This window comes from Ulvibacterium sp., from assembly GCF_965248315.1.
GTDB lineage: Bacteria > Bacteroidota > Bacteroidia > Flavobacteriales > Flavobacteriaceae > Ulvibacterium.
Genome location: NZ_CBDFIX010000002.1, coordinates 187,821 through 202,799 on the forward strand (window position 1 = coordinate 187,821; position 14,979 = coordinate 202,799).

The 14,979-nt window shown below is 41.7% G+C and carries 15 protein-coding genes; all 15 read left to right on the forward strand.

What is annotated here, in order from left to right:
• The first annotated feature begins 3 nt into the window (after positions 1-3).
• Positions 4-489, forward strand: coding sequence for a toxin-antitoxin system YwqK family antitoxin (locus ACP2AF_RS02345; protein ID WP_425234636.1), 486 nt, complete (start codon positions 4-6; stop codon positions 487-489).
• On the forward strand, positions 489-1,178 hold the full coding sequence (locus tag ACP2AF_RS02350) for a glycosyltransferase family 2 protein (RefSeq protein WP_425234637.1): 690 nt from the start codon (positions 489-491) through the stop codon (positions 1,176-1,178). Before ACP2AF_RS02345 ends, ACP2AF_RS02350 begins: the two co-directional genes overlap by 1 nt.
• A gap of 1 nt (position 1,179) precedes the next feature.
• Positions 1,180-2,664: a cellulose synthase family protein gene (locus tag ACP2AF_RS02355; RefSeq protein ID WP_425234638.1), complete on the forward strand. Its 1,485-nt coding sequence runs from the start codon at positions 1,180-1,182 to the stop codon at positions 2,662-2,664.
• Positions 2,665-2,929: 265 nt separating this feature from the next.
• A complete protein-coding gene (locus ACP2AF_RS02360; RefSeq protein ID WP_425234639.1) occupies positions 2,930-4,306 on the forward strand; it encodes a mannosyltransferase in 1,377 nt (458 codons plus the stop codon).
• 205 nt (positions 4,307-4,511) lie between these two features.
• Positions 4,512-5,132, forward strand: coding sequence for a GNAT family N-acetyltransferase (locus tag ACP2AF_RS02365; protein WP_425234640.1), 621 nt, complete (start codon positions 4,512-4,514; stop codon positions 5,130-5,132).
• On the forward strand, positions 5,129-6,319 hold the full coding sequence (gene argG / locus ACP2AF_RS02370; RefSeq protein WP_425234641.1) for an argininosuccinate synthase: 1,191 nt from the start codon (positions 5,129-5,131) through the stop codon (positions 6,317-6,319). Before ACP2AF_RS02365 ends, argG begins: the two co-directional genes overlap by 4 nt.
• The gene (gene argC, locus ACP2AF_RS02375) at positions 6,312-7,286 is read left to right on the forward strand and encodes an N-acetyl-gamma-glutamyl-phosphate reductase (protein WP_425234642.1); all 975 of its coding nucleotides are present in this window, start codon (positions 6,312-6,314) and stop codon (positions 7,284-7,286) included. The genes argG and argC overlap by 8 nt, the downstream gene beginning before the upstream one ends.
• Before the next feature lie 53 nt (positions 7,287-7,339).
• On the forward strand, positions 7,340-8,140 hold the full coding sequence (gene proC, locus ACP2AF_RS02380; protein ID WP_425234643.1) for a pyrroline-5-carboxylate reductase: 801 nt from the start codon (positions 7,340-7,342) through the stop codon (positions 8,138-8,140).
• A 117-nt stretch (positions 8,141-8,257) separates the two neighbouring features.
• Positions 8,258-9,385, forward strand: a complete 1,128-nt coding sequence (locus ACP2AF_RS02385; RefSeq protein ID WP_425234644.1) for an aspartate aminotransferase family protein — start codon at positions 8,258-8,260, stop codon at positions 9,383-9,385.
• Entirely contained in the window at positions 9,382-10,578 is a 1,197-nt protein-coding gene (locus ACP2AF_RS02390; RefSeq protein ID WP_425234645.1) for a glutamate-5-semialdehyde dehydrogenase, read from the forward strand. The genes ACP2AF_RS02385 and ACP2AF_RS02390 overlap by 4 nt, the downstream gene beginning before the upstream one ends.
• Before the next feature lie 15 nt (positions 10,579-10,593).
• Positions 10,594-11,358, forward strand: coding sequence for a glutamate 5-kinase (gene proB, locus ACP2AF_RS02395; protein ID WP_425234646.1), 765 nt, complete (start codon positions 10,594-10,596; stop codon positions 11,356-11,358).
• Positions 11,355-12,293 carry an acetylornithine carbamoyltransferase gene (locus ACP2AF_RS02400; protein WP_425234647.1) on the forward strand — a complete coding sequence of 313 codons (939 nt, stop codon included), beginning with the start codon at positions 11,355-11,357 and terminating at the stop codon, positions 12,291-12,293. Before proB ends, ACP2AF_RS02400 begins: the two co-directional genes overlap by 4 nt.
• A 10-nt stretch (positions 12,294-12,303) precedes the next feature.
• On the forward strand, positions 12,304-13,053 hold the full coding sequence (locus ACP2AF_RS02405; protein WP_425234648.1) for an SDR family NAD(P)-dependent oxidoreductase: 750 nt from the start codon (positions 12,304-12,306) through the stop codon (positions 13,051-13,053).
• A 14-nt stretch (positions 13,054-13,067) separates the two neighbouring features.
• The gene (gene argB / locus ACP2AF_RS02410) at positions 13,068-13,847 is read left to right on the forward strand and encodes an acetylglutamate kinase (RefSeq protein WP_425234649.1); all 780 of its coding nucleotides are present in this window, start codon (positions 13,068-13,070) and stop codon (positions 13,845-13,847) included.
• A gap of 2 nt (positions 13,848-13,849) precedes the next feature.
• Complete coding sequence (locus ACP2AF_RS02415) at positions 13,850-14,917, forward strand: M20 family metallo-hydrolase (RefSeq protein WP_425234650.1); 1,068 nt, start codon at positions 13,850-13,852, stop codon at positions 14,915-14,917.
• The last annotated feature ends 62 nt before the right edge of the window (positions 14,918-14,979 follow it).

Sequence of the window (14,979 nt, forward strand, 5' to 3'; positions counted from 1 at the left end):
GTCATGCTTGCCAAGTTCGTCGTTTTAACTTCTATTATCTTCATATTCGGGAACACCACCAAAACTACCTCCCTATATCACAAAGAGTATTATGAAACCGGGGAAATAAAATCAGAAGGCTGGTTGGAGAATGATGAGAAAACAGGTTATTGGAAGTTTTACCATTCCAACGGGAGGCTTTCCGAAGAAGGACATTACAAAAACGATAAGAAGGAAAAATACTGGTATTTCTACACTAAAAATAACATTAGAAGAAAAGAAGGGCATTATAAGAACGGAAAAAAGGCCGGTTGGTGGTTGTTTTATGACCAAAAAGGAAAAATAGACCATAAATGCCAGCTAAGCAACGGAAGGAAAAATGGATATTGTCTTAAATATAAAAACGAAAAGTTAGCCTCAGCGGAAAAGTATAAAAACGGTGAAAAAATTAAAGAATGGTTTGATTTTAGTAGTTTTAATCGCGAAAACAAACTTTCCGATTTACGCTAATGACCAATATTAAGGTTATCATCCCTGCCTTCAACGAAGCTGATTCCATTACTCAGGTAATTTCTAAAATCCCAGATACAGTTTCCGAGGTTATTGTAGTCAGTAATAATTCCACGGACGATACCATTAAAAATGCCAAAAAAGCGGGCGCTACTGTTCTTTCTGAAAGCCGAAAAGGCTATGGTTATGCCTGTTTGTGCGGAATGGACTATGTGGCAAAGCAATCCAAACGACCTGATATTATCGTATTTATCGACGGAGACTATTCCGATTACCCGGAAGAACTGGATAAATTAGTGGTTCCTATTCTAGAAAAAGATATCGATTTTGTAATAGGTGCGCGGGTTAAACGACTTAGGGAAGAGGGCAGTATGACACCACAACAAGTTTTCGGCAATTGGCTGGCTACCTTCCTGATGAAATTGCTCTTTAGGGCAACATTTACGGACCTTGGACCGTTTAGGGCTATAAAGTATGATAAGTTATTAACACTGGAAATGGAGGACAAGACCTATGGTTGGACAGTGGAAATGCAGCTAAAGGCTCTAAAAAAGAAATTAACATATGTCGAAGTACCAGTACGTTACAAGAAAAGAATCGGAGTTTCCAAAGTATCAGGTACCGTAAAAGGTAGTATATTTGCGGGCGTAAAAATATTGGGTTGGATATTTAAGTATAGCATTAAATAATATGGGACTAGTAATTGCTTACATCATTATCACCATTTACAGTATCGCACTGTTGTTGATTTTCTTCTACAGCTTGGCCCAGTTGAATCTTCTGGTCAATTATTTAGGGCATAAGAAGCGGAACCAGGAAGCCCCAAAATTCAATCTTCTAGATCCCCGGGAGATTCCATTTGTTACCATACAACTTCCCATATATAATGAAGAATACGTTGTGGAACGTCTGTTGGAGAACATTGCAAAAATCGAATACCCCAAAAGCAAGTTGGAAATTCAGGTTTTGGATGATTCCACGGATGATTCGGTCAACGAAACAGCTGCCAGGATAAGTGCACTTCAAGAAACCGGATTGGACATCCAGCATATACGTCGGGAGAACCGAGAGGGTTTTAAGGCTGGAGCTTTAAAGGAAGGATTAAAAATTGCCAAAGGCGATTTTATTGCCATATTCGATGCGGACTTTCTTCCTTCAGGGGATTGGCTTAAAAAAACCGTAGTTTACTTCAAGGACCGCGAAATAGGAGTAGTACAGACCCGTTGGGGACACATTAACCGGGATTATTCTACACTTACACGCATTCAAGCTTTTGCCTTGGATGCCCACTTTACTTTAGAACAAGTAGGACGTAATGCAAAAGGGCATTTCATCAATTTCAATGGCACTGCCGGCATTTGGCGAAAGGAATGTATTTTGGATGCCGGAAACTGGGAAGGTGATACCCTGACCGAAGATTTGGATTTAAGTTACCGTGCCCAATTAAAAAATTGGAAATTTAAATATTTGGAAGATGTGGAGACTCCGGCAGAGCTTCCGGTGGTTATTAGTGCAGCCCGTTCACAGCAATTTCGTTGGAACAAGGGTGGTGCCGAAAACTTTAGAAAATCCGTCTGGAGTGTTATTTCCGCTAAGAACATTTCATTAAAAACAAAATTTCATGGTGTGATGCACTTGTTGAACAGCTCCATGTTCCTATGTGTCTTTTTAGTATCCATATTGAGTATTCCCACAATGTATATCAAAGAGATATTCCCCCAGTTTGATTGGGTATTTTCTGTTTTAAGCTTCTTTGTATTAAGTACAGTAATCCTATTCATCTGTTATTGGTTTACCTACAAAAGCATTCAGGGAAGCAGCTTTGATAATTTTGTGGACTATATAAAACTGTTCTTTACCTTCTTCTCCGTGGCACTTGGATTTTCGTTACACAATTCCATGGCCGTTTTGGAAGGACACATGGGCAAACGAAGTGAATTTGTACGTACGCCCAAATTTAATATCAATAGCATTGCCGATAGCTGGAAGGGCAACAAATACCTTGCAAAAAAATTATCCCCCAATATGATTTTGGAATTTGCCCTAATGGTCTACTTCCTATTCGGCATGTACAGCGCAATTCCCTTAAATGATTTTGGGCTCTTCCCATTTCATTTCATGCTCTTCTTGGGCTTCGGATTCGTCTTTTTTAAATCGCTTACGGCAAAGGCTTAAAACCCGCCACCCTTAAAACTTTTGTAGCCCATAATTTTTGGGATTACTAGCTTCCTCAATTCGATTTATCAATAATCCACGTTTTGAGCATATCAATTCCCAAAACCAGGGGAGTTTTTAAGCATTGGTCTTCACACAAAAACGTTACAAGGTCAACTGGAACTAAAAATCTCAAAAGCGCAAACTAAACTTCCCACAGAGTTTAAACATTCAATTTTATTCCCTAATTTTCGGTGTTTTGCAACAACCGAACAGCCAAGCTTCCATGCCCAACCAAATCATTACATATTGGAAACTCCATAAAGTGCCCATTGTACTGGCCTTGCTGAGTTTGGCTCTTTACTATACGTTCGCGCACCATCTGGTGCGTTCGGACTTCATGAAGCTCCTTACACTTTTTGCTGCGCTGTTCTTCCTGTCCTTTAAACTTATTCAATTCGAAAAATGGAATTTTAAGTTCCTCCTCACAGTCGGCATATTGTTTCGCTTGATTTTCCTATGGGCCGAGCCCAATTTGTCCCAGGATTTTTACCGTTTTATTTGGGATGGGCAATTGGTGGGCCATATGCTCAATCCATATTTGGAAGTTCCTGACACACTTATAGGTCAAAAAGATCTGGCCGTTGCCAATGCCAAGGAACTACATCAAGGAATGGGTGGCCTAAGTGCACGGCACTTTAGCAACTACCCTCCCCTGAATCAGCTTATTTTTGCTTTGGCCGCTCTTTTGGGAGGCAAAAGTATCTTGGGTTCGGTTATGGTGATGAGGATGGCAATCATTTTGTCCGATGTTGGTGTTTTCTATTTCGGACGAAAACTGCTCAAGAATTTAAACCGCTCTCCACATCTTATATTTTGGTATTTTTTAAATCCCCTTGTTATCATAGAGCTTACTGGAAATCTCCACTTTGAGGGTGTGATGCTTTTCTTTTTCGTTTGGGCCCTATATTTGCTTTCTGTCGGAAAATGGATATGGGCCACTATTCCCTATGCCCTTTCTATCTCGGTAAAATTGGTGCCCTTGCTATTCCTACCCCTATTTCTAAAACATTTGGGATTAAAAAAAGGTATTTCGTTTTATGGACTAATTGCAGTAACAACAGTCATTTTACTTGCCCCATTTTATACTTCGGAATTCTTTGCCCACTATTCCGATTCCGTTGGTCTTTGGTTTTCCAATTTCGAATTCAATGCCGGACTTTACAATGGAATAAAATTGGTGGCGGTACAATTTTTTGATGCCAAACCTTGGGAATTGGTAAAGGTTTATGGAAAAATTACACCCGTGGCCATAATTGTCATAGCGCTTCTATTTACCTTCTTGGCCAACAACCAAAAACTACAAGTTCTCGTTACTAGTATGTTATGGATTTTGGGATGTTATTACCTGCTCTCCACAACCGTGCATCCTTGGTATTTGGTTTTTTTGGTCTTCTTGGTCATTTTTACCGAATATCGCTTTGCTCTGGTATGGTCCGCAGTGGCCATATTAAGCTATTTTGCCTATTCCAAGACCCAATTCAAGGAAAACTTATGGTTACTTGCGATCGAATATTTTGCGGTATATGGATTTTTGGCTTACGAAATATTCAAGCTTAATGGGATAAAACAGATTTTCCACAAAAATTCATCGGTGAATTAGACAGTTTCAATATTATTTGTACATTTGATTCTCTTATGAACGAACACACATACATAGTAGAAATCAAGGGCCTTACAGCTCAAGCACGTCCGTTCTTTCCACGCCGTCGCCCGTAAGGGTGCAAATAGACTATGGAAATAGGTGAGTCCATTTCCGCAAAATCCAACAATCATTTTTCTAATATTTATGTTTTAACCGAATAGCAATGGAAATTGTTATTGCGAACGCATCACATTTTAAATACGCACAAATTATAAGCGATACCATATCGGAATCCGCCCAGGTGCGAGGTACAGGCATTGCCAAACGAACCCCCGAATATATTATAAAACGCCTGGAAAACGGGAATGCGGTAATCGCATTGGATGGGGTAAAATTTGCCGGCTTTTGTTATATAGAAGTCTGGGGCGATAAGAATTTTGTGGCGAATTCAGGGCTCATAGTACATCCTGATTATCGAAATCAAGGGCTTGCCAAGACCATCAAAAAGGAAATTTTTGAACTTTCGAGAAAGAAATTTCCCGAGGCCAAGATATTTGGAATTACAACGGGTTTGGCCGTAATGAAAATGAATTATGAACTGGGCTACAAGCCGGTGACCTTCTCTGAACTTACCGATGATCCCGATTTCTGGAAAGGTTGCCAAACCTGTAAGAATTTTGACATCCTCACCCGGACCGAACAAAAAATGTGTCTCTGTACCGGGATGTTATATGACGCCTCGGCTGACCAGAAACCCTCGAAAAAGGAAAAAGTAAATAGCAAGGCATTTAAACGATTAAAAAGTATAAAGGAGCAATTGTTCCTTAAAAAGAAGCAAAAATGAAAAAGTTAGTTTTAGCCTATAGCGGCGGATTGGACACTTCCTACTGTGCCAAGTATCTATCCAAAGAAAAAGGTTTTGAGGTACACGCGGTCAGTGTTAATACGGGCGGGTTTTCCAAGGAAGAGATAAAAAGTATTGAGGAAAAAGCTCTGGAACTCGGTGCTACCTCCTATACCTCCATTGATGCCGTCCAAACCTTCTACGAAAAAGTAGTGAAGTATCTCATTTTTGGGAATGTATTGAAGAACAACACCTACCCCCTATCCGTTAGTGCAGAACGGATCGTACAGGCCATAGAAATCGTAAAACACGCAAAAAAATTAGGTGCTAATTATATTGCACATGGCAGCACAGGTGCAGGAAATGATCAAGTGCGTTTTGATATGATCTTTCAGATCATGGCACCAGATATCGAAATCATAACCCCTATTCGGGACAACAAATTGGCACGAGAAACGGAAATTGAATATTTGAAACAAAATGGTGTGGATTATCCATGGGAAAAGGCCAAATATTCAATTAACAAAGGCCTTTGGGGTACTTCAGTGGGAGGTGACGAAACCCTTACCTCCAATAAACCCCTACCAGATTCTGCCTATCCGAGTCAACTACAGGAAAAAACTCCAGTAGAAGTAAAATTAACCTTTGAAAGGGGAGAATTGGTCGCCATTGATGGTCAACAGGATACTCCTGTAAACAATATCACAAAGTTGGAGGACATGGCATCAAAATATGCCATTGGGAGAGATATTCACGTGGGCGATACCATTATTGGCATCAAAGGTCGTGTAGGATTTGAAGCTCCAGCCTCGCTCATTATTATCAAAGCCCATCATCTGTTGGAAAAGCATACCTTAAGCAAGTGGCAACAATTCCAAAAAGAACAGCTAGGCAATTTTTATGGCATGCTTTTGCATGAAGGAAATTATTTAGACGAGGTAATGCGAAACATTGAAGCCTTCTTGACCGATACGCAGAAGAACGTTTCAGGTGATGTATTCATTTCCCTATATCCATTCCAATTTAGACTGAACGGAATTTCCTCTCAACACGATTTAATGAACGCCTCCTTTGGAAGTTACGGGGAGATGAACAAAGGCTGGACTGCAGATGACGCTAAAGGTTTTATTAAAATTCTTTCCAATTCCGGGAAAATAGCGAACCATGTAAACAAGGACTATGATTAAGGCAGGAATTATTGGTGGATCGGGCTATACCGGTGGTGAACTTATTCGAATTTTACTGAACCATCCCGAGATTGAAATTGATTTTATATACAGCACCACAAGGGCGGGCAAACAAGTTACAAACGCACATCCCGACCTACTGGGGTTGACCCAATTGGAGTTCACCGGCAAGGTAAACTTAGATGTTGATCTAGTTTTCCTATGTCTAGGTCATGGCAACTCTACCAAATTCCTAAAGGAGCATCAATTTTCCGAGGATACGAAAATCATAGACCTGAGCAATGATTTTAGATTACAGGCCGATGCCGTTTTGGATGGAAAGGAATTCGTATATGGCCTGCCCGAATTGAAGAAAGAAGAAATACAAAAAGCCAAATATATTGCCAATCCCGGCTGTTTTGCCACGGCCGTTCAATTGGCGCTTTTACCTATGGCGCAATCCGATTTTTTACAAAATGATGTTCATATCAACGCTATGACTGGAAGCACCGGAGCAGGCGTAAGTCCCTCTGCAACTTCCCATTTTAGTTGGCGCAACAATAACATAAGTTGGTACAAACCCTTTACCCATCAGCATTTGGGGGAAATTAATGAAAGTCTGAATTCCTTTGAAAATAGCGTTGGCGAATTGTTCTTTTTGCCCAACAGGGGCAATTTTACCAGAGGCATTTTGGCTACAGCCTATACCTCTTTTGAAGGAAGTGAAGCTGAAGCCATTGAACTTTATCAAAATTTTTATGCAGATGCAGTATTTACCCATGTCGCCTCAGACCCCATTCATTTAAAACAAGTGGTGAACACCAACCAATGTCATATCCATTTGCATAAGTATAAAAGTACACTTTTGATTACCTCGGCCATTGATAATTTACTAAAAGGAGCATCGGGCCAGGCCGTACAGAACATGAATTTAATGTTCGGTTTTCAGGAACCTTTGGGATTGCAGTTAAAAGCTGGCGTATTTTAATCCAAATTTGAGATGAGTTTGAACCAACCAATAAAAGAATAAATTCTAAAAGCATGAAAATAGCCATTATAGGAGCAGGAAATCTGGGGTTGTCCATAGCCAAGGGCGTGCTAAATACCAACGGCGCAACTACCATGTATCTTACCAAACGGAACACTGCAGAAATCAAGGATTATGAAAAGTATGGGAATGTCACCATCACAACCGATAATCGCGAGGCCGTTAAAAATTCGGACGTACTCATTTTGGCGGTACAGCCCAGCCAATTGGAGAAGATTTTAATGGACATTAAAGATCTTCTAACCGAGAACCACGTAGTCATATCTACAATTACGGGTTTTGGCATTTCCCAAATGGAAAGTATTATAGGTGAGGATAAGTATATTATCCGTAGCATGCCCAATACGGCCATTTCAGTGGGTCAGTCCATGACCTGTGTCTGTAGCAACGGAATGGGACAAAAACGAATCGATTTGGCCAAGGCCATCTTTAACCGTATGGGGCATACCATGGAGATTCCCGAAAAGCAAATGCAGGCCGCTACGGTAATCTGTGCCAGTGGCATCGCCTTTTGGATGCGCTTGATAAGGGCAACGACCCAGGGAGCCATTCAATTGGGTTTTGATGCCAAGGAGGCACAGGAACTGGCAATGCATACCTGCAATGGGGCAGCAAGCTTATTAATTGCATCCGGGAGCCACCCAGAAGCTGAGATAGACAAGGTGACCACTCCCAAGGGGTGTACCATACAGGGGCTTAATGAAATGGAACATCAAGGACTCAGTTCCTCGTTGATACAGGGCATTGTAGCTTCCTACGAAAAAATTAGCAGAATCAAGGAAGGACAACTTTGAAGTACGAGGTTTGAAATACAGAAACTAAAAAAACACAAATATCAAAATCAAATACCAAGGTATTCTTGACCAAGCCTTTATGAACCTGGATTTGAGTTTGAATTTGAACTTTATACTATGAAATTATTTGACGTATATCCGCTATATGAGGTTACTCCCGTTTCCGCCAAGGGAATTGTAGTAACGGATGACAAAGGTAAGGAGTATTTGGACTTTTATGGGGGGCATGCCGTGATTTCCATTGGGCACACACACCCCCATTATATAAAACGGCTTAAAAATCAATTGGATCAAATCGGGTTTTATAGCAATTCCATCAAAAATCCATTGCAAGAGGAATTGGCCGAAAAGCTAGGACGACTTTCAGGTTGCCCAGATTATAATTTGTTCATGTGCAACTCTGGTGCAGAGGCCAACGAAAATGCACTGAAAATGGCCTCCTTTCAAACCGGGAAATCCAGGGTCATAGCCTTTACCAATAGTTTTCACGGTAGGACCTCAGCGGCTGTGGCGGCAACGGACAACCCTAAAATCAACGCTCCGATAAATCAACAACAGAAAGTAACTTTTTTGTCTTTCGAAGATACGGAGGCCTTTAAAAAAGAAATCGAGAAAGGCGATGTATGTGCCGTAATTCTAGAGGCCATTCAAGGAGTTGGGGGGCTCGATGAACCTTCTACCCAATTTTATCAAACCATTGCCCAGCTCTGTAAAGAACATCATACGATATTGATTGCGGATGAAGTACAATCCGGTTTTGGACGTAGCGGAAAATTCTTTGCGTTTCAACATCATGGCATTCAACCGGACATCATAAGCATTGCCAAAGGTATGGGCAATGGGTTCCCTGTAGCGGGTATATTGATTCATGAAAATATAAAGGCATCCTATGGAATGCTGGGCACCACTTTTGGCGGTAATCATTTGGCTTGCGCCGCAACATTGGCCGTTCTGGAGGTATTGGAAAATGAAGAATTGTTGGAAAATGCAAGTGTTCTGGGGAAATATTTTACCGAAAAAGCCATGACCCTCCCCCAGGTAAAACGGGTAAAAGGCCAAGGACTAATGTTGGGCCTTGAATTTGATTTTGAAGTAGCCGACCTTAGAAAGCGATTGATTTTTAATCAACATATGTTTACAGGGGGCGCAAAGGATAGATTTGTACTTCGGTTTCTGCCTGCCCTTAACGTAACCCAAGAACATTTGGATATTTTTTTCAAAGCATTAAAAGCAGAACTGGAATGAGCTTAATTTTGGATATTGAAAAACGAAACGCCGTTTTGGCGACCATGGCAGACTTACTGAAGCAGGAAAGCGAAACCCTTCTTACGGCCAATGCAAAGGATATGGCCAGTTTTGCCGATGGGGATATCGCCATGCACGATCGGTTAAAGGTGAATGATACCAAGATAGGGGAAATGTTATTGTCCTTAAAGCAACTGGAAGAGTCCGATGATCCTTTGGGCATTGAACGTTATCGATTTACCCATGAAAATGGGATGCAGGTAAGCAATAAAACAGCACCTTTTGGGACCGTCCTAATCATTTATGAGTCTCGTCCGGATGTCACCATCGAAGCGGCGGGAATTGCTTTTAAATCCGGAAACCGGATTTTATTAAAGGGAGGTAAGGAGTCCCTGAACAGTAACTTGGTTTTGGTCGATCTATGGCACAAGGCATTGAAGCAAAACGGGGCAGATACAAATTGGGTGGATTATTTACAATTTGATAGAACCCAGACGCAGGCCTTTTTGGAAAACCCCACCCAAAATGTAGATTTGATCGTTCCCCGTGGCGGTGAAAGATTAATCGCTTTTGTAAAACAACATGCCACCTGTCCGGTAATCGTAAGTGGTAGGGGCAATAATTTTGTATACATACACAAGGATGCAGATTTGGATATGGCCATGGACATCATTATCAATGCCAAGACAACAAAAATATCCGCATGCAATGCTTTGGACAAAGTCCTCATCAACGCTGAACTTCCGAACAGGGAAGTATTTATAAAGCAATTGCTCATTGCCTTGGGGAAAAGCGATGTGGAAATTCTAGGCGATGATCATCTTGCCCAATTTGAAGGGGTTTCTAAAATTGAGAACGAGTCCATTTGGCATGAGGAGTTTCTTGATTACAAAATAGTTCTGGGCGAAGTACCTCATCTTGAAGAAGGAATCATCAAGATAAATCGCTATAGTGGTGGACATTCGGCTTCAATCATTACCCAGAGTAATGAGGAGGCCGAAATCTTTATGAATAGTGTGGATTCCGCAGCGGTTTATCACAACGCATCCACCCGTTTTACGGATGGGGGACAATTTGGACTGGGAGGCGAGCTCGCCATTAGCACGGACAAGTTACACCAAAGAGGCCCGATCGGCTTACAACACCTTGTGTCCAATAAATGGTATGTACGAGGTAACGGACAAATACGATAGCGTAAAAAGAAGACTATGGGCAAAAAGCGAATCCTATTAAAAATAGGGACCAATACCTTGACCAAGGAAACCAATCAGATTTCCCGTGGAAAAGTGGAGGATATCGGGAGGCAAATAGCAACTTTAAAGGATGATTATGAATTCATTGTCGTGAGTTCAGGAGCCATTGCCGCGGCCAAACAATTCGTGAAATTGGAGCACAATGGAGCGGAAATTAATGTAAAACAGGCTTTGGCTGCTATTGGTCAACCTCACTTAATGCGAATCTTTCAGGAGAATTTTAGGGAGTTGGGGCTATTTACCTCACAATGTTTGTTATCGTATTCGGATTTTGAAAATCCGGATGCCAAGGCCAATATCAAAAACACTATAAACGTATTGGTATCCAATAACTTTATTCCCATAATCAATGAAAATGACACGGTAGCCGCAGACGAGATCCAATTTGGCGATAATGATAAATTGGCCGCTTTAACGGCGGCGTTACTTCAGGTAGATCTGCTCATTATCGCTACCAACACCAATGGCATCTATACCAAAGTATCCTTGGAAAATGATACTCCGGAGACCATAGCTTCCGTATCCGGAATCGGTACTTTAAAACAGGAAATCAGCACGTTAAAATCGACACACGGCACTGGTGGTATGCATTCAAAAATAGAAGCGGCCACCATAGCACAGCATTCGGGCATCGAGACTTGGATCGTAAACGGACTAAAGGACAATTTTATAACGGATTCCTTAAAAGGAATCGGAAACTTTACCAAAATTAAACAATGAGACATTTCCTTTCCATAACTGAAATCGATTCCCTTTCCAGTCTAGTGTCCGAGGCAAGGACCCTGAAAAAAAGCCCTTTCGCGTCCAAGGACTTGGGTAGGAACAAGACTCTTGGATTGTTGTTCTTCAACAACAGTCTTAGGACACGTTTAAGCACCCAAAAAGCGGCTTTGAATTTGGGAATGGATGTAATGGTCATGAATTTTGGGAAAGAAGGATGGGCACTGGAATATCAAGATGGTACTATTATGGATCAAGGGACTTCCGAGCACATCAAGGAAGCGGCCCAAGTAGTTTCCCAATACTGTGATGTAGTTGCCATTAGAGCTTTTGCCGGTCTAAAGGACAAGGAGAAGGATGAAGCGGAATTGGTCCTGAACGGGTTTGCAGCCTATGCCTCGGTTCCCATACTAAATATGGAAAGCTCCTTAGGGCACCCCTTACAGGCTTTGGCGGATGCCATTACCCTGGCCGAACACAGTAAGATTGCTAAACCCAAGGTGGTACTTTCATGGGCACCACACCCCAAGGCCTTACCCCACGCAGTAGCCAATTCCTTTGTAGAAATGATGCGGCAACAACAAGCGGAATTCATTATAACGCATCCCAAAGGTTATGAATTAAATCCAGCAATTACGGATGGTGTCCAAATAGAATACGATCAAAACAAAGCTTTGAAGGATGCCGATTTCGTGTATGTTAAGAATTGGAGCAGTTATTTGGAATATGGGCGGGTATTACAACAAGGTCCGGACTGGATGATTACCCAGGAAAAACTGGGTAAGGCAAAATTTATGCATTGCCTTCCGGTGCGGAGGAATGTGGTAGTGGAAGATGCGGTTTTGGACGGCCATCAGTCCTTGGTCGTAGAACAGGCCAATAATAGAACTTATTCGGCACAAATCGTTTTGAAAAAAATTCTGGAAGAAATTTAAGGAATAAAAAATGCCACATAAACTACAGGACAAAGTCTGTATCATTACCGGGGCCACAAGCGGAATGGGGAAATCCATAGCAGAGACCTTTTCTGAAGAAGGGGCAAAACTTGTTCTTTCAGGGCGGAATACGGAAAGAGGAAATGCATTGGCCACAGAGCTCAAGGAAGCTGTTTTCATCCCAGGTGATGTAAGTGAGCCTCCCTATAATGAAAAATTGGTGCAGGCTGCCATTAATAATTTCGGAAAATTGGATGTGCTTTCCATCAATGCGGGAATTCTGGGCTTGGGCAATGTGGTTGAACTGGATTTGGCAGAATGGCAAAAAACGTTGGACACCAATCTTAGCGCTATTTTTTACTTATCCAAATACGCCATTCCCCATTTGTTAAAAGGAGAGGGCAATATACTAATCAATTCCTCCATTGCGGCCTTCAAAAGCTTTCCCAATCACCCAGCTTATTGTGCTTCAAAAGCCGCATCATTGGCCTTAATGAAACAAATGGCCGTTGAATATGGGCCTAAAATTAGGGTCAATGCTATTTGTCCCGGACCGGTAGATACCCCATTATTGTGGGATTCGGCCAAGGCTTTTGAAGACCCCGAAACTGCTGTGGAAAATGCCGGCAAGACTACCCTTTTGAATCGATTGGGTACTCCTGAGGATATTTCAAAATTGGCCCTTTTCCTGGTTTCCGAGGATTCTTCCTGGATTACGGGCAGTGCAATGACTATTGATGGAGGCATTCTAAATACTTAACTTGAATCGAGAATATGAAATCCAAACTGGCGATCGTAAAAATTGGGGGTAATGTCATAGAAAACAAGGAAGAACTTTCCGCTTTTCTAAACCTGTTCGCCAAAATGGAGGGTCCTAAAATCTTGGTACACGGAGGCGGAAAGAAAGCGACCCAGATCCTAAAAAAAATGGGGATAACCCCAAAAATGGCCGGAGGAAGGAGAATCACCGATGCAGAAAGTCTAGAGGTGGTTACCATGGTGTATGGAGGTCTTACCAATAAAACGATTGTGGCACAACTTCAGGCATTGGCCTGTAATGCCATTGGGCTAAGTGGTGCGGATGCCGATGCAATCCGTGCACATAAAAGACCTGTAAAGAATATCGATTATGGTTTTGCAGGGGATGTGGATGATGTAAATACCGAGTCGATTTCAAATTTGTTAATCTCGGGGTTTGTTCCCGTTTTCTGTGCGCTTACCCATAATGGCAAAGGGCAGTTGTTGAATACCAATGCCGATACCATTGCTTCGGAAATTGCCATAGGAATGGGCCATGGCTATGAGACTACCCTTTACTATTGCTTTGAAAAGAAGGGCGTACTGTCGGATATGGCCGACGACAATTCGGTTATTAAAACCATTGATTCCAAAACCTATATGGAGTTGCGGGAAAAAGACATTATTTCCGAGGGTATGTTGCCCAAACTGGAAAATTGCTTTCATGCACTTCAAAAGAATGTTTATAAAGTCTGTATTGGTGATATTTCTATGATCGATTCGGAACCTGATCTTTATACTACCTTAACCTTATAAATATGGAGATATCCAAACTTACCGAAAAAGCAATAGCCCTATTAATGAAGTTGATATCCATTCCTTCTTTTTCAGGAGAGGAGGAAGGTACGGCTTCCGCATTGGAAGCTTGGTTTACCTCTTTTACTATTCCTTTTGAACGTGATAACAATAACGTTTACGCAAAAAATAAACATTGGGATAATTCTAAGCCCACTTTGCTCTTGAACTCCCACCACGATACCGTAAAACCAAATTCTGCCTATACCAAAGATCCTTTCCACGCCCATATAGAAAATGGAAAATTATACGGGCTGGGTAGCAATGATGCCGGAGGAGCTTTGGTCTCATTGTTGGCAACGTTTGCTTATTTCTATTCCATGGAAGGACTGTCCCACAATCTTTTGATGGTCGCCTCGGCGGAGGAAGAAAATGCGGGGCAAAATAGTTTACGGGGATTACTTCCCAATCTTCCCAAAATTGATGTAGCCATTGTTGGTGAGCCCACCTTAATGGATCTGGCCATTGCAGAAAAAGGCTTGGTAGTTTTCGATGCATCCATCCAAGGAACCCCGTCCCATGCCGCACACCCCAACGACAACAACTCAATTTACAATACCATCCCAGTATTGGAATGGTTTAAAAATTATAGGTTCAAAAAAGTTTCTGACGCTCTGGGTGAGACGAAAATGACGGTAACCCAGATCAATGCTGGAAATCAGCATAATGTTGTTCCAGGCCATGTAGACCTGGTCATTGATGTTCGGGTCAACGATGCCTATAGCAATCAGGAAATCGCAGATATTCTGATTAAGGAAGCTCCTTGTGAACTTAAGCCACGTTCATTGCGCTTAAATTCCTCGGCAATTGATAAAAACCACCCTTTGGTACAATCGGGAGTTGCGTTGGGACGGAAAACCTATGGTTCGCCTACCTTGTCCGATCAAGCGGCATTAAGCTGTCAATCCATGAAATTGGGCCCTGGTGATAGTACGCGTTCCCATTCGGCGGATGAATTTATTTATGTACAGGAAATTGAGGAAGGAATTGACCTGTATATTCAAATTTTGGAAGGATTTTTAAGAAACTAAACTCAAATACAAGTATCAAATACAAAATACAAGAAAACTGTATTTGAACTTGACGTTTGAAC

Bases quoted from the DNA above. Each gene is read 5' to 3' on its own strand.
- ACP2AF_RS02345 (WP_425234636.1), top strand. From the start codon at position 4: ATGCTTGCCAAGTTCGTCGTTTTAACTTCTATTATCTTCATATTCGGG.
- ACP2AF_RS02350 (WP_425234637.1), top strand. From the start codon at position 489: ATGACCAATATTAAGGTTATCATCCCTGCCTTCAACGAAGCTGATTCC.
- ACP2AF_RS02355 (WP_425234638.1), top strand. From the start codon at position 1,180: ATGGGACTAGTAATTGCTTACATCATTATCACCATTTACAGTATCGCA.
- ACP2AF_RS02360 (WP_425234639.1), top strand. From the start codon at position 2,930: ATGCCCAACCAAATCATTACATATTGGAAACTCCATAAAGTGCCCATT.
- ACP2AF_RS02365 (WP_425234640.1), top strand. From the start codon at position 4,512: ATGGAAATTGTTATTGCGAACGCATCACATTTTAAATACGCACAAATT.
- argG (WP_425234641.1), top strand. From the start codon at position 5,129: ATGAAAAAGTTAGTTTTAGCCTATAGCGGCGGATTGGACACTTCCTAC.
- argC (WP_425234642.1), top strand. From the start codon at position 6,312: ATGATTAAGGCAGGAATTATTGGTGGATCGGGCTATACCGGTGGTGAA.
- proC (WP_425234643.1), top strand. From the start codon at position 7,340: ATGAAAATAGCCATTATAGGAGCAGGAAATCTGGGGTTGTCCATAGCC.
- ACP2AF_RS02385 (WP_425234644.1), top strand. From the start codon at position 8,258: ATGAAATTATTTGACGTATATCCGCTATATGAGGTTACTCCCGTTTCC.
- ACP2AF_RS02390 (WP_425234645.1), top strand. From the start codon at position 9,382: ATGAGCTTAATTTTGGATATTGAAAAACGAAACGCCGTTTTGGCGACC.
- proB (WP_425234646.1), top strand. From the start codon at position 10,594: ATGGGCAAAAAGCGAATCCTATTAAAAATAGGGACCAATACCTTGACC.
- ACP2AF_RS02400 (WP_425234647.1), top strand. From the start codon at position 11,355: ATGAGACATTTCCTTTCCATAACTGAAATCGATTCCCTTTCCAGTCTA.
- ACP2AF_RS02405 (WP_425234648.1), top strand. From the start codon at position 12,304: ATGCCACATAAACTACAGGACAAAGTCTGTATCATTACCGGGGCCACA.
- argB (WP_425234649.1), top strand. From the start codon at position 13,068: ATGAAATCCAAACTGGCGATCGTAAAAATTGGGGGTAATGTCATAGAA.
- ACP2AF_RS02415 (WP_425234650.1), top strand. From the start codon at position 13,850: ATGGAGATATCCAAACTTACCGAAAAAGCAATAGCCCTATTAATGAAG.